Annotated in this window: 13 protein-coding genes; 8 read left to right on the top strand and 5 right to left on the bottom strand. The window is 74.5% G+C overall.

Going from position 1 to position 17,510, the window contains the following annotated elements; all coding sequences use genetic code 11:
* Window positions 1-31: 31 nt before the first annotated feature.
* A complete protein-coding gene (locus tag SCWH03_RS03710) occupies window positions 32-1,402 on the bottom strand; it encodes an MBL fold metallo-hydrolase (protein ID WP_173261726.1) in 1,371 nt (456 codons plus the stop codon).
* Window positions 1,403-1,766: 364 nt separating this feature from the next.
* Here SCWH03_RS03710 and SCWH03_RS03705 point away from each other — a divergent pair, with 364 nt between their 5' ends.
* The gene (locus SCWH03_RS03705; protein ID WP_173261723.1) at window positions 1,767-2,012 is read left to right on the top strand and encodes a DUF6296 family protein; all 246 of its coding nucleotides are present in this window, start codon (window positions 1,767-1,769) and stop codon (window positions 2,010-2,012) included.
* Window positions 2,013-2,193: 181 nt separating this feature from the next.
* On the opposite strand, the gene SCWH03_RS03700 is transcribed toward SCWH03_RS03705, so the two are convergent.
* Complete coding sequence (locus tag SCWH03_RS03700; RefSeq protein ID WP_254076538.1) at window positions 2,194-4,968, bottom strand: SpoIIE family protein phosphatase; 2,775 nt, start codon at window positions 4,966-4,968, stop codon at window positions 2,194-2,196.
* Window positions 4,969-5,205: 237 nt separating this feature from the next.
* On the opposite strand from SCWH03_RS03700, the gene SCWH03_RS03695 reads away from it, so the two are divergent.
* Window positions 5,206-6,075, top strand: a complete 870-nt coding sequence (locus SCWH03_RS03695) for a YhjD/YihY/BrkB family envelope integrity protein (protein WP_173261720.1) — start codon at window positions 5,206-5,208, stop codon at window positions 6,073-6,075.
* Window positions 6,076-6,240: 165 nt separating this feature from the next.
* Here the strand turns inward: SCWH03_RS03695 and SCWH03_RS03690 are convergent, their stop codons facing one another.
* Window positions 6,241-6,666 carry a nuclear transport factor 2 family protein gene (locus tag SCWH03_RS03690; RefSeq protein ID WP_173261717.1) on the bottom strand — a complete coding sequence of 142 codons (426 nt, stop codon included), beginning with the start codon at window positions 6,664-6,666 and terminating at the stop codon, window positions 6,241-6,243.
* A 227-nt stretch (window positions 6,667-6,893) separates the two neighbouring features.
* On the opposite strand from SCWH03_RS03690, the gene SCWH03_RS03685 reads away from it, so the two are divergent.
* On the top strand, window positions 6,894-7,751 hold the full coding sequence (locus SCWH03_RS03685; RefSeq protein WP_173261714.1) for a PP2C family protein-serine/threonine phosphatase: 858 nt from the start codon (window positions 6,894-6,896) through the stop codon (window positions 7,749-7,751).
* Window positions 7,752-7,905: 154 nt separating this feature from the next.
* Window positions 7,906-8,895 (top strand): MASE1 domain-containing protein, encoded by a 990-nt coding sequence (locus SCWH03_RS03680; RefSeq protein WP_173261711.1) that lies wholly within the window; start codon window positions 7,906-7,908, stop codon window positions 8,893-8,895.
* Window positions 8,896-9,167: 272 nt separating this feature from the next.
* On the opposite strand, the gene SCWH03_RS03675 is transcribed toward SCWH03_RS03680, so the two are convergent.
* Entirely contained in the window at window positions 9,168-9,530 is a 363-nt protein-coding gene (locus tag SCWH03_RS03675) for a DUF952 domain-containing protein (RefSeq protein WP_173261708.1), read from the bottom strand.
* Between the two features lie 293 nt (window positions 9,531-9,823).
* Here SCWH03_RS03675 and SCWH03_RS03670 point away from each other — a divergent pair, with 293 nt between their 5' ends.
* The 3 genes from SCWH03_RS03670 to SCWH03_RS03660 all read left to right on the top strand — a co-directional run bounded on the left by SCWH03_RS03670 (window position 9,824) and on the right by SCWH03_RS03660 (window position 12,730).
* Window positions 9,824-10,708 (top strand): SIS domain-containing protein, encoded by an 885-nt coding sequence (locus tag SCWH03_RS03670; protein ID WP_173261706.1) that lies wholly within the window; start codon window positions 9,824-9,826, stop codon window positions 10,706-10,708.
* 3 nt (window positions 10,709-10,711) lie between these two features.
* On the top strand, window positions 10,712-11,587 hold the full coding sequence (locus SCWH03_RS03665) for a class II fructose-bisphosphate aldolase (protein ID WP_173261703.1): 876 nt from the start codon (window positions 10,712-10,714) through the stop codon (window positions 11,585-11,587).
* Between the two features lie 390 nt (window positions 11,588-11,977).
* The gene (locus SCWH03_RS03660) at window positions 11,978-12,730 is read left to right on the top strand and encodes a sensor domain-containing protein (protein WP_173261700.1); all 753 of its coding nucleotides are present in this window, start codon (window positions 11,978-11,980) and stop codon (window positions 12,728-12,730) included.
* A gap of 192 nt (window positions 12,731-12,922) precedes the next feature.
* On the opposite strand, the gene secD is transcribed toward SCWH03_RS03660, so the two are convergent.
* The gene (gene secD / locus SCWH03_RS03655; RefSeq protein ID WP_173261697.1) at window positions 12,923-15,211 is read right to left on the bottom strand and encodes a protein translocase subunit SecD; all 2,289 of its coding nucleotides are present in this window, start codon (window positions 15,209-15,211) and stop codon (window positions 12,923-12,925) included.
* 796 nt (window positions 15,212-16,007) lie between these two features.
* Here secD and SCWH03_RS03650 point away from each other — a divergent pair.
* A complete protein-coding gene (locus SCWH03_RS03650) occupies window positions 16,008-17,486 on the top strand; it encodes an ATP-binding protein (RefSeq protein ID WP_173261694.1) in 1,479 nt (492 codons plus the stop codon).
* The last annotated feature ends 24 nt before the right edge of the window (window positions 17,487-17,510 follow it).

The raw sequence follows: 17,510 nt of genomic DNA, 5'->3' as shown, positions 1-17,510 counted from the left end.
TCCTTCCTCGGTTCGGGGGCGGATCCGGGAGTCAGCCGGAGGCCAGGGGCAGTCCGGCCGCGCGGGCGGCGTCGAAGCCGTCGTCCACGGCGACCACGTCCCGGCCGGCGGCATCCAGCAGCGAGGCGGCGATGGCCGCCCGCATGCCGCCCGCGCAGTGCACCCACACCGTTCCGCCGGGGACCTCGCCGAGGCGGCCGTGCAGTTCGTGGACGGGGATGTGCACGGAGCCCTCGATCCAGCCGCCGGCACGCTCGGAGTCACGGCGTACGTCGAGGATCACCACGCGCCCGCGATCCCGCCCGCCGTCCCGCCCGGCGAGCCCGGCGAAGGTGGAGCGGGGGAACGAGGCGGCGGCCTCACCGTCCCGTATCCACCGGCCGGGACCTCCGGTGGCCGCGGCGGCCGGGCGGTCGATGCCGACCCTGACCAGTTCGCGCTGGGCGCCGGCCAGTTGCTCCGCCGACTCGGCGAGCAGGGTCACCGGCTTGCCCCACGGGACCATCCAGGCGAGATGGGTGGCGAGCTTGCCGCCGGCCTCGAAGTTGAAGGACCCGGCCACATGCCCTTCGGCGAATGCCACCCGGTTGCGCAGGTCCACGACCCACTCTCCGGCCGCGAGGCGCGCGGCGATCTCCTCGGCGCCGGCGACGGCGGGTGGGGTCAGGTCCACCGGCGCGGGGCCGGCTGTGTTGGCCGGGCCCATGTGGGTGTAGTACGCGGGTCTGTCGTCCAGGCCCGCCAGCAGGTCCGCGACGAAGGCGTCCACGTCGACGCCGAGCGCCGGGTTGCCGGCCTTCTCCCGGCCGATGGTGGTCGCGCCCGCCCCGGTCTGCGCCGAGGAGCAGAAGCTGCCGAAGCCGTGTGTGGGCAGTACCGCGGTGGCGTCCGGCAGTTCGGCGGCCAGGCGGTGCGCCGAGGCGTGCTGCGCCCTGGCCAGCCGCTCGGTCAGCCGCGGCTCGACCAGGTCCGGTCGGCCGACCGTGCCGATGAGGAGGGAGCCGCCGGTGAACGCGGCCACCGGCCGGTCCCCGTCGTGCAGCACATAGGAGGTGTGGTGCGGTGTGTGACCGGGCGTGGCCATCGCCCGCAGCGTGATTCCGGCGTCGATTCCGACCGCGTCGCCGTCGGACACCGCGATGCGCGCGAAGGAGACGCGCGCACCCGCCGGTACCAGATACGCGGCCCCCGTGATCCGGGCCAGCTCCAGGCCGCCGCTGACGTAGTCGTTGTGGACATGGGTCTCCGCCACATGGGAGATCCGCACACCTCGCCGGGCGGCCGCGCCGAGTACCCGGTCGATGTCGCGCGGTGGGTCGACGGCCACCGCCGTCAGTCCACCGCCTGCCAGATAGCTGCGGTTGCCGAGCCCTTCCAGCTCGATGGTGTCGACGAAGAACACGCGGAGACTCCCTTCGGACGGAAATTACCCCCTGGGGTATTAATTCACCGTAGCATGAGTACCCCCCGGGGTATATGGGTGCCTCCGGGTGCGGTCCCGTCACCTCGTGCGGGTGTGCCGGATTCGCCCGGCGCGGCAGGATTCGCCCGGCGCGGCCGGGTGCGGGCTTTCGGCGGCCCGCCCGGAATCGCCGCGGACGGGCCGGCGCCCCAGGGCGGGTGCGGCTTCACGGCGGGTGGGGGTGGGGGTGGGGTCCTTCGGTGGGCGATCCGGCCTGGTGATGAGCAAAGCGGATAAAAGTCGCATAATGGCCATTCGATGCTGCAGCCGGACGCGAAGTGCGGCGTATCGCAGAGGAGGCCACATGGGTCGCGACGAGGGTTTCGAACTGGTCTTCGCAGGCGGTGCCGCCTCGGCGGCCGAGGGCGAGGACGCGGTGGTCGTCCACCCCACCGACCGCAAGGGGCCGGGCGGACACCCGATCTACGCCGACGACACCGGAATCGTCCAGGCGGAGATCAGTGACCGCGGTGAGGTGCGGATGATCGCCAGCGGCGGGCACCAGCAGCCGGCGTCCGGCGTCGAGGCAAGGCCCGTGATCCAGCCCTGAAGGCGGCCCCACAGGGCGCCGGGCCTCGTGAGCGGCGCCCGCCACTTCGGCGGGCGCCGCTCACACCCGGCCTTCCGCCGAAGCCCCGGGCCGGCAGCGGCCGGCCCGCCGGCCCACGCGCCGGCGGGCGTTCGAGGGGGCCGGCCGCCCGGCCCGTTCCCCGGAGGCCGACGGACCCCGTTCAGGTCACCGCCTCCTCGCCGGGCGCCATCACCGCTTCCCCCGGCGGTCCTGCGCCCAGCGCAAGCTCCGCCCAGATGATCTTCCCCGCGCCGACGTAGCGCGTTCCCCAGCGCTGTGAGAACTGGGCCACCAGGAACAGCCCCCGGCCGCCCTCGTCGGTCGCGGCGGCACGTCGCAGATGCGGAGAGGTGCTGCTGCCGTCGGATACCTCGACGACCAGCGTCCGGCCGAGCAGCAGCCGCACGTGCACCGGCTCCGCCCCGTACCGCATGGCGTTGGTGAGCAGCTCGCCGAGGACGAGTTCGGCGACGAAGACGGAGTCCGCCAGGCCCCACTCGGAGATGCGCCGGCCCGCCTCGGCGCGCACGCGGGACACGGCCGAGAGGTCGAGCGGCACGTCCCACTCCGCGGTACCGGCCCGGTCGAGGAGCCGTGTGCGGGCGACCAGCAGGGCGATGTCATCGCTCGGCTGGCCGGGCAGCAGCGCGTCCGTCACGGCCGAGCAGGTCTCCTCGGGCGTCTGTCCGGACCGCGCCAGAGCGTCGCGGAGTCCGGCCAGCCCCTCGTCGATGTCCCGGGAGCGGTCCTCGATCAGACCGTCCGTGAACAGGACGAGCCGGCTGCCCTCCGCGAGGTCCAGCCCGGTCTCGTCGAACGGGTGCCCTCCCACGCCGAGCGGGGGTGACACGGGCAGCTCGGGGAAGACCACCCGGCCCCCGGGATCGACGATCGCCGGTGCCGGATGGCCGGCATGGGCGAGGGTGCAGTGCCCGCCCACCGGGTCGTAGATCGCGTACAGACAGGTCGCACCCGTCACCGGCGCCCGCTCGCCGTCGGTTCCCGGGGGCTGGTCCGCGTCGATGCGCAGCACCAGGTCGTCCAGGCGGGCCACCAGATCGGCGGGCGGCATGTCCAGGGACGAGAAGTTCAGCACGGCCGTGCGCAGCCGCCCCATCGTGGCCGCGGCATGCATCCCGTGCCCCACCACGTCCCCGACGACCAGGGCGACCCGGAACCCCGGCAGCGGGATGACGTCGAACCAGTCGCCGCCGACGCCGGCCCGCGCCGGCAGGTACCGCCAGGCCACCTCCAGCGCATCCTGTTCCGGGAGGTCCCGCGGCAGCAGACTCCGCTGCAGCGTCACGGCCATCGCGTGTTCGCGGGTGTACCGCCGGGCGTTGTCGATGGCCACGGCAGCGCGTGCTGCGAGCTCCTCGGCGAACGAGGTGTCGTCCTCGTCGAACCGCGGTGTGCCGCCCGCCCGCCAGTAGTTGACCAGCCCGAGAACGGCGCCCCGCGCCTGCAGTGGGACCGTGATCAGCGACCGGATGCCGTACTCGAGCGCCCGCCGCCGCCCTTCCGGGTCCTCGCCGCCCCAGGTCGCCGATGCGGCGAGGTCGGGTTCGAGCAGCGCCCGGCCTCTCGCCAGCGCCGTGCTCATCGGCCTGACGTTGGTCCGGACGGCGTCCCCGACCGGCTGCAGCGGATGGTCGCCGGCGATGCCGCTGAGCGCCGTGCGCCGCATGGTGCCGAGGCCGGAGGGCTCGTCGCCGCGCAGTACCGGGTCGAGCAGTTCCACGGTGACGAAGTCCGCGAAGCGGGGTACGGCCACATCGGCCAGCTCCCGAGCGGTACGGCGCACGTCCAGGGTGGTGCCGATCCGCACCCCGGCCTCGTACAGCAGCGTCAGCCGCTCCCTGGCCACCTCCGCCCGGCCTGACAGGGCACGCAGCTCGGTGGTGTCGCGGAGGCTTGCGACCAGGCCCGTCACACCGCCGTACGGTGCCGTGGGCCGGGTGTTGACGGCGAGCAGCCGGTCCCCGGACAGGAACACCTCGTCGGAGACCTCCGTGCCCGAAACCAGCAGGCCGGTGATGCCCGGGCCGAGGCCCAGCTCGGTCACCGGCCGGCGGTCGGCGTCGGCCGGGAGGTCGAGCAGGCGCCGGGCCTCGTCGTTGGCGAGCAGCAGTCGACCGTCCCCGCCGATGATCAGCACACCCTCGCGCACCGCGTGGAGGACGGCGTCATGGTGCTCGTACATCCGGGTCATCTCGGCGGGTCCGAGTCCATGGGTCTGGCGCCGCAGCCGTCGGCTGACCAGGGCCGCCCCGCCGGTGGCCAGCAGCAGGGCGCCCACGGCCGAGCCCAGCACGATCGGCAGCTGCATGTGCAGCAGCTCGCCGACGTTCTCGACCTGGATGCCGGCGGCGACCAGGCCGACGACCCGCCCGCTGCTGTCCGGCACCGGGACGACGGCCCGGACCGCGTCCTGCGGGTCGCCCTCGAAGGTCTCGGTGAACGCCTCGCCGGCCGCCGCCCTCGAGATGTCCCCCGCCACCCGCCGGCCGATCAGCTGCGGGTCGGGATCGGTGTACCGGACGCCGTCCTTGCTCAGCACGGAGATGAAGTCCACCCCGGCGCCCCGCTGGGCCATGTCGGCCGTGGGCTGCAGGGCGGCCCCGGGATCGGGGGATTCGAGGGCCGCTGCCGTGCCCGGGGCGTATGCGAACGCCTCGGCGGCGGCGAGGGAGCGGCTGCGGGCGTCGTCGTAGCTGTCGTGGCGCGCCTGCAGGGCCAGGGCGACGGTCGCGGCGACCACCAGCAGGAGGATCACCAGGGCCTGCAGCAGGAACACCTGGGTGGCCAGGCTGTGCACGTCGAGCAGGGACCGCAGACGCCCGCGCCACCCGGGGCGCTCAAGCCGGCCGGGCGTTCGCGGGCGGTCGGACGGCAGCACTGCCGTCAGCCAGGACCGGCGGGGACGTCCGATCATGTCCCCAGTTCTAGCACCGGGCCGCCCTCCCGGGCGACCGGTCGCGGCCCCGGGCCGGCTGCGGGCGGCCGAGAGGCTCGGGTGGGGTGGTGCGGGGAGTGCTGTGGGGCGGTGCCGGGCGCTCGGGCGGGGCGTCTCGGGAGCGTCGCGGGGCACCCGGGCCGCGAGGTGGGGCCGGGTCACCCGTTCGGCGGCACCCCGGGCTGCCTGCGGTGCACTTGCGGGTAGCCACGGCACATGCCCTTCAGATGCGGTGAGCCGGACGGTGGCCGGACAGGCCGCTGGTTCGCACGGTTCCAGCGGCGGGTGCGGACCTCCGTGCTCGGGCTCGCCTGGGACCGCGGGCGCGAGATGGAGCTGCTGCACCGCGCCATGGGCTTCGCGGCGCTCTGCTTCCTCACCCTGGTGCCGCTGCTGGTGGTCGTCGCCGCTGCCGACCCGGCGAGTGGAAAGGGCTTCGCCAGATGGCTGATCCAGGGCCTCGGGGTGTCGGAGGTCTCGCAGGAGGAGGTGCAGGAGCTCTTCGGCCGGCCGGGGGAGGCCCTGCAGCGGACCACGGCGCTCGGCCTCGCCGCGCTCGCCGCCTTCGGGGTGACGTTCGGTTCCGCGGTGCAGACCGGCTACGAACGGGTGTGGGACCTGCCCACCGCGCGCTGGCACACCATGTGGCGGCATGTCGTCTGGCTGGCGGTACTGGTCGGGGTGCTGCTGATCTTCGTCAGGACGCCCACCCCGCCCCGCGCCCCGATCGCGGTGCAGGCGCTGATCCCCGCCGCCGATCTGGTCGGCGCCTTCCTCTTCTTCTGGTGGTCGCAGCGGCTGCTGCTGTGCGGCCGGCTGCGCTGGCGGGCGCTGGCCCCGGGGGCCGCCTTCACCGCCTTCGGGCTGCTCGGTCTGCGGGTGTTCTCCCAGTTCGTGTTCTCGCCCCTGATCGCCGCGAACGCGGTGACGTACGGACCGATCGGGACGGTGCTCGTGGTGCAGTCCTGGCTGGTCGGCGTGGGGTTCGTGGTGTACGGAGGGGCGCTCGTGGGGCGCCTGTACCACGAGCGCCTGGTCCGGCGCGGAACGGCGGCCGAGGCCCTCAGCCCGCCGGGCACCCGCTGACCGCCGGATCTCGGGCCGGTCGAGCCGGGCGTGGTGAAGAGCCCCGGCCGCTCCCGCCGCTGCGGGGGGGAGGAGCCGGCGCGGGAACCGCCGGGTGCCCGGCGGCCGTTCCACCGGCCCCGGGGCGTCCGGCCGGGCCGCAGGCCCCCGGGGCCCTTCCCGGCCTCAGGCGGGGCGGGGTACCAGTCCGTCGGCGACGAGGCCCGCGAGCACGGCCTCGCTCAGGGCCTGCAGCGCCGACTGCGGGCGGACCATCACCGTGAACTCCTTGATGCGCCCGGTCTCGTCGTACTGCAGCAGATCGATTCCATGGACCTCCCTGCCGCCGACCGCCGCCCGGAACGGCAGGATCTCCGAGGGCGCCTCGTCGCCGTCCGCGCTGGTCTCGGCGGTGCCGTCGAGCCTCCCGAGGTAGCGGAAGTCCTCGAAGGTCCGCAGCAGTACGCCGAACAGCCCCAGCACCATCGGCCTCCCCTCGAAGGGGGTGAACTTCACGGGGCTGTAGAAGCGGACGTCCTCGGTGAACAGGTCGTCCAGCGCGGAAAGGTCGCGCTGCTCCACTGCGGCGCGGAAACGGTCGGTGGTCTCCATCGGGTTTCCCTTCTCGGAGGACTGCGGGCCGGGTCGGCGACCCGACCCGTGTGTACTCAACAATATGAGTGGTCATCTCCTTGAGTAAGAGGTCGTCCGACGGTCATCCATCGGTCGTTCGTCGGCCGCCCGTCGGCCTTTCGCCGGCCGTCCGCCGGGCGGCCCGGCGGAGCCGCACGTAGCATGAACGACGGAATTCGGTAAGCACGGATGCCCCGGAGACACCCATGACGCCGCGTCGTCCTGCACGCTCGGCGAGCGCCGACGACCTCTTGACGACGCTCGGACTCCTCACAGCGAAGGCACGGCAGGGCGCGGATCACCAGCGTGCCCGGGTGGATCTCGCGGAAGCCCTCCAGCGGGAGATGCTGCCCGAGACCCTGCCCTGCATGCCGGGGCTCCAGACCGCCGCCTGCTACACGCCGGCCCGGGACGGGCTCGACATCGGCGGCGACTGGTACGACGGCTTTGTGATGGCCGACGGATCGCTGGGTTTCTCGATAGGCGACGTCCAGGGCCACGACGTCGAGGCGGCGGCGTTCATGGGCCAGGTCCGGATCGGGCTGCGGGCCGTGGCACTGGCGGCCACCGACCCCGGCGAAGTCCTCGCGCGGGCGAACGACCTGCTGGTGTCCGTGGGCCGCGACCTGTTCGCCACCTGCACCTTCCTTCGCTTCGATCCCGTGGAGTGGGCGGTGGAGAGCGCACGCGCAGGCCATGTCCCCGGGGTCCGGGCCACGGCGGACGGCCACTGCGAGCTTGTGCAGGACCCCGGTGGCCTCCCGCTCGGCGTGGAACCGGGGGAGGCGTACCCGGTGGCCAGGCGCAGGCTCACCGAGGCCGGGTCGTTCGTCCTGCTGACGGACGGGGTGATAGAGGGGCCCTCCGTCCCGATCGAGAGCGGACTCGCCAGGGTCGTCAGGGTCGTGCGGTCCGCAGCGGCCGCCTCGGCCACCGCCGGGCAGCTGGCCGCCGAGGTGATGAACGCGGCCGAGTCCACCAGCCACACCGACGACGCGGCGGTGCTCGTCCTCAGCCATGAGGCCGGGGCGGGCGAACGGGCGCCGCCCCCGCCTCCCGTCTGATCCGGCCTCCCGTCTGATCCGGCCGGCTGCCTCGCCCGGCCGCTCGTCTGATCCGCCCCGCCCCGATCCGCCCCGATCCGCCCCGCCCGATCGGGCGGGCCCCCGGTGCGTGTCACGGCGCGCCGGCACGCTGCGGCGTTGTGTGATGGCTGCTGTGGCCTGTCACCAGATCCTCCTTCGAACCGGCTCGACCGTCCTCCTGACGCTCTGCGTCGCCGCCGCCTACTACCTGGCGGGCCTCGTCGGGCTCACGCGGCAGCTGGTCGTGGAAGGGGCGATCGTCACACCGCTCTGGCCGCCCACCGGGATCGCGCTGGCCGGCCTGCTCTGGTTCGGTCTGCGTGCCTGGCCCGGCATCGTGCTCGGCGCGCTGTTCGTCCTCCTGGCCATCGGAACCTTCCCCGCCCACTCCCTGGCCATCCTCGCGGGCAACAGCCTCGCCCCGCTGTGTGCGTATCTGATGCTGCGGCGGGTCGGTTTCCGCACCGAGCTGGACCGGCTGCGGGACGGGCTGGCGCTGGTCTTCCTCGGCGCGCTGGCCGGCATGCTGATCAGCGCCACGGTGGGGTCCGCGGTGCTGCTGCTGGCCGGGGAGATCCCCGCCGGGGCCTTCTGGCCGATCTGGTCGGCCTGGTGGACCGGCGACGCCATGGGCGTGCTGGTGGTGACCCCCCTGCTGATCGTCCTCCGGACGATCCGGTGGCCCGGTGCTGTGTCCCCCTGGCGCTGGGCCGAGGCCGTGTGCCTGGTGGTGACGGTCACGGCCGTGGCGTTCACCGTCACCCGCTCGCTCATCCCGCTGCTGTTCCTCGTCTTCCCGCTGCTGATGTGGGCCGCGCTGCGGTTCCAGCTGGCCGGCGCCGCCCCCTGTGTGCTGATCGTGTCCGTCATGGCGGTCACGGCGGCGACCGAGCAGCTGGGGCTCTTCGGCGGACTCGAGGCGCTCGGGGTGACAAGCGTCCTCCAGGCCCTCAACGGTTCGGCGGCACTGACCGGACTGCTGCTCTCCGCCATCGTCACCGAGCAGATCACGGTCCGCCGCAAGATCGAGCTGGCCTGCGGTGAACTCGCCGAGCTGGTGGACCGGCTGGTACCGGGCGGCGACGCGCCGCAGCGCCGGCGACCGGCTCGGGAGGACCTATGACGGCCGGACGGGATCCGGGGCAGGACTCCGCCGCTCGCGGCCGACACGGCCTGCCCCGCGCGGAACGGGTGGGCCCCGGCCGGGCCCTCCGGCCGGTACGGCGAGGGCGGCGGCCCTCGCACGGAGCGGGGGCCCTCGGGCCGGACGAACGGGCCGTTGTGCGGAGCGGGGGCTTTTGCGCAGGATCAGCCGGAGAGCGCACGCCACCGTGGCCCGCGCCGCCCGGGCGCGGTGCCTCCGCGCCGGACGGGACGGCCCGGCGCCGCCCTGGCTCAGGCCCAGGGGGCGAAGCCCACCGCCCGTCCGCTCTCATCGCGCTGGACCTCCAGCATGCCCTCGACCGCCGAGCGGTCGATCGGCCCGTAGACGTGCGGGAACAGGGTGCCGGACGCGACCCCGGGCGGTGGGAGCGGTGCCGCGGGCTCCAGCCGGACGGGCGCGAGCAGCCGGGTCTCGTCGATGAGCAGTGCCATCAGCGGACCGGGTACGTCGCGGTAGAAGGCGTCGACGACCGCGAGCGTGGTCGCCTCGTCGGGCGAGCAGTGGACGAAGCCCTCGGCGGAGAGCGAAGCGGGTGCGTAAGGCCGTTCCGGGATGGCGAGCCAGTCGTCGAGCGGAACCACATGCATGATCATGCGTCAGTTATAGCCCTGGGGGGACGTGCACCCGACGGACGGACGGGCGCGAACCAACTGAAGGGCGGGCGAACGAGCAGACGAACGAGCAGACGAACGAGCAGACGAACGGGCGGGCGGACAGGTGAACAGGCGGGCGGACGAACGGGCCGGCGCCGGGCAGTCGGCGCCCCGGCACCTGGGCTCCTGCCCGCCCGGGGGCTCGGCGCTCGGGCCCCGTGCAGACGGGCCGTCACGCTGAACTCACGCTATGTTGCGAAGACGCGGGCGCATTCGGACGAAGGGGTACGCAGATGAGCCATGTCGCACAGGAGTTGGCGAGCCAGCCGCAGTGCTGGAACCGGGCCGCGGAGCTCGCCGCGGCCGAGCGGGGAGCGCTCCCGGTCGCCGGCGAGCGGGTGGCGTTCGTCGGCTGCGGCACCTCCCTGTTCATGGGCCAGGCGGCCGCCGCCCTGCGCGAGGGCGCGGGGCAGGGCGAGTCGGACGCCTTCGCCGCCTCCGAGTTCCCCGCCGGCCGTTCCTACGACCGGGTCGTCGCCCTCACCCGCTCGGGTACCACCACCGAGGTGCTCGAACTCCTCGGCCGGCTGCGCGGACGCACCCCTACCACCGCGATCACCGCTGACCCCGCCACGCCGGTCATGACCGCGGCGGACCGGACGATGGTCCTCGACTTCGCCGACGAGCGGTCCGTGGTCCAGACGCGGTTCGCCACCACGGCCCTCACCCTGCTGCGCGCCCACTGGGGCCTGCACACCGGTGCCGTCCTCGACGACTGCGCGAAGGCGCTCGCCGCACCGCTTCCCGAACGGCTGACGGCCTGCTCGCAGTTCACCTTCCTCGGCCGCGGCTGGACGGTGGGACTGGCCGGCGAGGCCGCGCTCAAGGTGCGCGAGGCGTCGGCGTCCTGGGCCGAGGCGTACCCGGCCATGGAGTACCGGCACGGCCCCATCAGCGTCACCACCCGCGGCACGGCCACCTGGATGATCGGCGACGCGCCCGTCGGACTCGCCGAGGAGGTGCGCGCCACCGGCGGGATGTGGGTCGCCGGCGGACTCGACCCGCTCGCCGAGCTGGTGCGCGCCCAGCGGCTCGCGGTCGCCGTCGCCGGGTCACGCGGCCTGGACCCGGACAACCCCCGCCACCTCACCCGCTCCGTGATCCTCTCCGGAGCCTGATCCATGCCGCTCGCCGAAACCGGGACACTCGTCGCCGCTGCCGCTGCCGGACACCGTGCCGTCGCAGCCTTCAACATCATCACGCTGGAGCACGCCGAAGCCGTCGTCACCGGTGCGGAGTGCGCCGGCTCCCCGGTCATCCTGCAGATCAGCGAGAACGCGGTGAAGTACCGCCACGGCCGGGTCCGGCCGCTCGCCAGGGCCGCCGCCCAGGCTGCGGCGGAGGCAGGGGTCCCCGTCGCCCTCCACCTCGACCACGTCACGAGCGGCCGGCTGCTCCGCGAGGCGGCCGACGCCGGGTTCAGCTCCGTGATGTACGACGCCGCGCACCTGCCGTACGCGGAGAACCTCGCCGCGACCCGGTCCGCCGCCGACTGGGCGCACGCCCACGGGCTCTGGATCGAGGCCGAACTGGGCGAGGTGGGCGGAAAGGACGGCGCCCCACCGCTGGACGCCCACGCACCCGGGGCCCGCACCGACCCCGAGGACGCACGGGCGTTCGTCGACGGGACCGGGGTCGACGCCCTCGCGGTCGCCATCGGCAGCTCGCACGCCATGACCTCCCGTACGGCCTCCCTCGACCACGGGCTCCTGGCCCGGCTCGCCGGGACCCTTGCGGTACCGCTGGTGCTGCACGGCTCGTCCGGCCTACCGGACGGGGAACTGGCCGCCGCCGTCACCGGAGGCATCGCCAAGGTCAACATCGGTACCGCCCTGAACCTCGCCATGACCTCCGCCATCCGGGACTATCTGGCCGCGAACGCCGACGCCGTGGACTCGCGGAAGTACCTGTCCCTCGCGCGCCGGGCGATGGCCGGGACGGTCACCGCGCTGATCGTCGTCCTGCGCGACGCGGGGGAGCCCGCACCGGTCGGATAGCCGGTCGGTCCGGCCGGGCCGGTGGGCACCGGACCTGCTGAGGTGCGTACGGTGCGCACCGGCCATGCCGTCTCACGGGTGCGGGTGCGGGTGCGGGCGCGGGCGCGGGCCGGGCCCCATGCCGACGGCCGTCACGGCCCCGCTCCCCGCGGCGGCCGGCCCTGGGAGCGGCCGCCGGGCGCCGTACGGCGGGTCCGGTGAAAACCGGCTCGCGCAGCCACCGAACGGCGCAACGACGCCCGGCCCCTCCCGGATTCACCGGGCGATTTCGGACACACTTTCCCCGCCACCCGCCCTCATGCCGGCGGTGGAGCGGATCCGAGGGAACAGACGCCCGGCGCCAAGGGAACCGCGAGCCGCCCGCCGCCGTACCGAACCGACAGGACTCCCATGCCTCTCACCACACGCCCGACGCTCGGGCAGGCCGCCGCGTTCGCGCTCGCCGCCGTGCTGCTGACCGGCTGCACCTCCTCCGGCGACCGGGAAGGCTCCGCCTCCCCGACCGGCAAACCGCTCGCAGGCCCGCAGAAGGCCGGCGCGGGCATGGCCGTGCTCCGCGGCGACACGATCAGGAAGGCCCTCGTCACCGACTCCGAACTGCGCTCCTACCAGGCTCAGGAGATCAGCCCGCCCAGCACGCGGCCCACCTCCGACCGGGAGGAGTGCCGGCCCCTCGCCGACATGACCGCTTCGGGTACGGCCCGCACTCCCGCGGCCGTCGACTTCGCGGGCCGCTCCTTCGTCTCCACGGCCACACCCGGCCTCACCACCACGGTCAGTCTCTTCTCCTACGAGGGCGACGACGCGAGGCGCACCTTCGCGGACGTCCGCAAGGCCCTCGCCACCTGCGGCGCCGGCTTCACCACCACGGGCAGCAGCGCGGGTTCCGCGGTGAAGTACGTGTCCGTGAAGGCAGAACAAGCCCCCGACGGCGGTGACGAGGCCGTCTCCTGGAGGATGACCGGCACCGCGCAGGGTACATCGATGCCCATGCAGATCACCGCCGTCCGCCAGGGGCGCAACGTGGCGGTGTTCTTCACGCTCAACCTCCTCGACCCGAAGAAGGCCGACCTCCCCGAGGACCTGCACGGGCGGCAGACCGCCAAGCTCGCGCAGGCGATCGAGTCGGCCGCCACCTCCTGAGCGCGGCGCGCGCCCGCCGTCCCCGGGGGCGGCCTCGCGGCGGACCCGCGAGGCCGCCCGCCGGACGGTGGACACCTCCCGGCGGGCCGCCCTCCGCTGTCGCGCATCCGTTTTACTCGGCGGCGCACCCGTGCCTTACGCACCTTACGTACCTTCCGGCCGGGCGGCCGGGTCGGGCCGGCGCCTGGTCGGTCAGACCACCGCGCCGCTGTCCCGCTCCCCGCGGCGGGCGGCGCCGGTGCGCGGGCGGCCCGCGCCGGTGGGCGCGGGCCGGCCCGCCTCGAGGAGCAGCGCCACCGGAACGGCCGTGAGCGCGGAGGAGTACGTGCCCACACACACCCCGACGAGCAGCGCGATCGCGAAGTCCGCGAGGGCACCGTCGCCGAGTACCGCCAGGGCGGCGAGGATGAACAGGGCTCCCGCGCCCGTGTTCACCGTGCGCGGCACCGTCTGCAGCACCGCCGCGTCCGCGAGGGCCGGCAGCGCACCGCGCGGCTCTCTCCGCCACAGCTCTCTGACCCGGTCGAACACCACGACCGAGTCGTTGACCGAGTAGCCGACGACCGTGAGCAGCGCCGCGAGGAAGACGCCGTCCACCGGCCGGCCCAGCCAGGCGAACGCGCCGACCACGACGGCCACGTCGTGCACCAGCGCCACCACGCAGCCCGCCGCGAACGTCCAGCGGAACCGCGCAGTGAGATAGAGCAGTTGCGCGACCACCGCGATGCCCAGGGCGATCATGGCGTTGCGCCGCAGTTCCTCGCCCATGCTGGGGCCGATCAGCTCGTCGCGGACCTTGGCCGTGGTGCCTCCGCCCTGTCCGGCGAGCGCGTCGCCGATCGCCGCCGCCCCGTCGTCGTCGATGCCCGCGCCCCGCACGGAGACGTCCCGGCCGTCGGCGATGGTGACCTCCGCGTGGGGGAAGCCGGCCTTCGCGACGGCCGATCGGGCGGTGTCGGCGTCCACCGTCCGGGCAGTGGCGTACTCGACGAGCCGGCCGCCGGTGAACTCGACTCCCAGGTTCAGCCCGCGCAGCAGGATGCCCGTGACGGCCACCGCGACCAGCACGGCCGACAGCACCAGCCAGCGCCGGGGGGTGCGCATGGGCCGCGGGGCGCGGCGGGTGAGGAACGTCCTGACCCGGCCGGGACCCCCCACGCCGCTGACGGTCCGGAACCGGTCCACGAACGGGAACCGCGCGGCCGTGTCGGTCAGTGCCCGTGCCACGACCAGCGCCGAGAACATCGACACGGCGACGCCGATCGCCAGCGTGACACCGAAGCCCTTCACCGGCCCCGAGCCCAGCAGGAAGAGCAGTCCCGCCGCGAGGAGCGTGGTCGCGTTCGCGTCGGCCACCGCGCTCCACGCCTTGCGGGAGGCCGTCGACATGGTGCCGCGCAGCGACCGGCGCGATCTGCGCGACCGCTTCGGGTACTCCTCCCGGGCCCGTTCGAGGACGAGCACGTTGGCGTCCACGGCCATGCCGATCGCGAGCACGAACCCGGCCAGTCCCGGCAGTGTCAGCGTGACGCCGAGGGCCACCAGGGCGGCGTACGAGATCACTCCGTAGGCCGCCAGTGCCACGGCGGCCAGGGCGCCGAAGAGCCGGTAGACGAACGTGACGAACAGGGCCGTGAGCGACACCCCCACAGCGGCGGCCCGGGCGCTGGCGCTGATCGCGGCCGCGCCGAGCGTCGGCCCCACGATCCGCTGATCGACGATCTCCACCGGGACCGGCAGCGCGCCGCCCTTGATGAGCAGGGACAGTTCCCTGGCCTCCGCCGCGTCGAACGCACCGGTGATCCGGGTGGCACCGGAGGCGATCCCGGAGCGGCAGCCGACCGACGGATCGACCTGCGGCGACGAGATCACCTTGTCGTCGAGCACGATCGCGACCCGGCGCCGGTCGTCCCCAGCGGGGTGGCAGGCGGCCTGCCCGGTCAGTCCGGCCCAGTCGCGTGCCGCGTCCCCCCGGAAGTCCAGGGCCACATGCCAGCCCGTGCCCTGCTGGGAGTCGAACCGGGCCTCCGCGTCCTCCACCCCGGCTCCGGACAGCGCCGTGGCGCCGAGGGCGACCGGTCTCCCCTGCTCGTCGGGCAGTACCCGCCGCCCGGCCGTCCCCTCTTCTGGGGGTTCCTCGACGGGATGGAAGGTCAGCTGGGCCGTGCGGCCGAGGACCTCGGCGGCACGGCGCGGGTCCTGGACGTCCGGCAGCTCCACGACGATGCGGTTCTCGCCGGAGCGGGCCAGGACCGGCTCCGCGACGCCCAGCGCGTCGATGCGCTGCCGCAGCACTTCGATGGCGCGGTCGGTGGTGCCGGCGTCCGCCTTCGCGGCGGCGGTGTCACGGGCCTCGAGCACCATACGGGTGCCGCCCTGGAGATCCAGACCGAGTCTGGGGGACTGGGTGAGTGCGACGAAGAGGGATGCGAGCAGTACGAGCACGGCGAGAACTGCCCGCACCGCGGTGGTGCGAGTCACAAGCTTCCTCCTGAGGGCGCCGGGCGCCCTCAGCAGGGGCACACCGGCGGTGATGTGGGACGGGACCGGTGGCCTGCCGTCCCCGGAGGCCCCCGTACATCGGGGAGCCGGGCACGCGTGGACGTCCGTACCGCGTCGCGGGCGGATGCCGGCCGGACCGTGCCGTGTGCGGCGGGCGCGGGCGAGTCGGCGTCGGACGGGTGCCCGCCGGGCGTCGGAGGGAGCGGCGACGGGCGTGCGCCGTGGGATTCCTCGGCCGTCGTACGCAGCGGCCCGTCGACGAGGTACCGCGCGTCCTGCCGGTAGCGCACATCGGCACGCGCGGCACGCGCGGCACGCGCGGTGTGCCGGGAAGCGGGGGCCGCTTCCGGCACGGATACCGGCACGGATACCGGTACCGATACGGGTACGGGCGCCGGGGTATCCGCGGCGATCGGCGCAGCGGTCTGCGGAGCACCGGCGAGAGACCAGAGGAGGGCGAAGAGCAAGGCGACGAGCAGGGCGCCGGGGGCGGACGGCACGCGCTGCGCACGCATGAACCGCCCCCTGTCGTCCGGCCCTTCCGCGCTCGCGGCGGCAGGGCGGTGCCGGGTTCACCCTACGCGACAGACCGCCCGGGAAGCCGTCGCACCCCCGCAGCCGCGTTGGCGGAAAGTGACGCGAGCCGCACAACGGGCGTTCGAAGATGGGCTGGTTGACCGTAAGATCTGGATACCCCCGATCGCCGGGGGAGCCCCGTAGGCGATCTGGAAGGGACTCGTTCTGGCGTGGTCGCGTTATCCGGAAGCGTCGTGTCATGCTCGGGCTGCTGATCGCCGGGGGCGGCGGGGCCGCCGCTCTGGCCATGCTTATCTGGGCGTTGTCGCTGCGCCGCAGCCTCGGGGCCGAACAACGGGCGCGGGCGGCGGCGGAACGGCTCGCGTCCGCGCGTGAGGCCGAGATCGCGCACCTCGCCTCGGTCCGGGCCCCGGCCATCGCCGAACGCACGCGCACCGGGCGCCTGCTGGACGGCGTACCGGGCCCGATCGGTCCGGACTCCGAGACGGGCACGGATTTCGCCAGGTCCCTGGCCGCCGTCGTCACCGCCCTCGGCTCCGACGAGGCCGTACACAGGGAGCGTGCCCTACGGGACTCCGTGCGGTCCGCTCTCGAGTCCGTCGCCCGCACCGTGTCCGCCATGGCGACCGTGCAGCAGGAGGCGCTGGACCGTGTCGCACACTCCCTCGACGACCCCCGGCTGATGGCCGAGGTCGTCAGGGCCGGCCACGCGGCCGCCCGGATGAACCGCAGGGCCCAGACCCTGCTCGTGCTGTGCGGGACCTGGCCCGTGCGGCGGGAGCAGGGGCCGGTGTCCCTCCACGACTGCGTAACCGGTGCCCGCTCGCGCATCGTGGAGTTCGGCCGTGTCGATGTGCGCGGCGGCCAGAGCGTGCATGTCGCGCCGCCCGCCGTCGAGGGGCTGGTGCACGCGATCGCCGAACTGCTCGACAACGCCACGGTGTTCTCGCCGTCCGGCACCACGGTCGTGGTCACCGTGCGGGAGGTGGCTGCGGGGGCGGTCGTCGAGATCGACGACGCCGGACTCGGCATGCCGCCCGACGTCCTGGCGCAGGCCGTGGCCCGGCTGGGGGACGACCCCGATCTGGCCCGGCTCGGCGCGGTGCCGCGCCTCGGGCTCGCCTGCGCCGGCCGGTGGAGCCGTGAACTGGGCTTCAGTGTGGAGCTGGCGGCCGCCTCCGCGGACGGCGGAACCCGGGCCGTGACGTTCGTACCGAACCGGTTGCTCACCGATCCGCCGTCCCGTCCCGCTCCGCACCGCCACCAGCCGGCGGCCGGTCCACGGGTACCGGGGCACGAGCCGTCGCGGCCGGCTGCCGGGGAAGGGGAGCCGCACCCCCGGCAGGACGGCCGGGGCCCGGTGGTCCGGGGGACGGCCGCAACCGGTCCGGTGCCCGACTACCCGGCGCCCGGCCGGGAACCCGCGTCAGGCCATCCGGTGCCGGGTTCTGCGGTCCCCGGCGGCGGTCCGGCGTCCGCCGGGGGGCCCGCGCCCCCGTCCGGGGTACCCGGCCGGCGTCGCGGCGGGCGCGGGGAGCCCGGCGCCGAGGTCCCGGGTCCCGAGCAGAGCCGCGGCGCGGCGCCCCCTCAGGACCCGGGCGGCCCCCTGTCCCCCGAGACGTCTCACGCGTCGGTCCCCGGTGCGGTGCCCGGGGCGCAGCGGGGCCGTGCGCCCTTCGGCAACGTCCCGTTCACGCCACCGCGGAAGTCCCCGTGACCGCGGAATCCGCCGGTCACCACG

Origin of the sequence: Streptomyces pacificus (genome assembly GCF_011766325.1) — a bacterium.
Lineage (GTDB): Bacteria > Actinomycetota > Actinomycetes > Streptomycetales > Streptomycetaceae > Streptomyces > Streptomyces pacificus.
The sequence above is the reverse complement of the archived record's forward strand: the minus strand, read 5'-3'. Positions and strand labels throughout refer to the sequence as shown.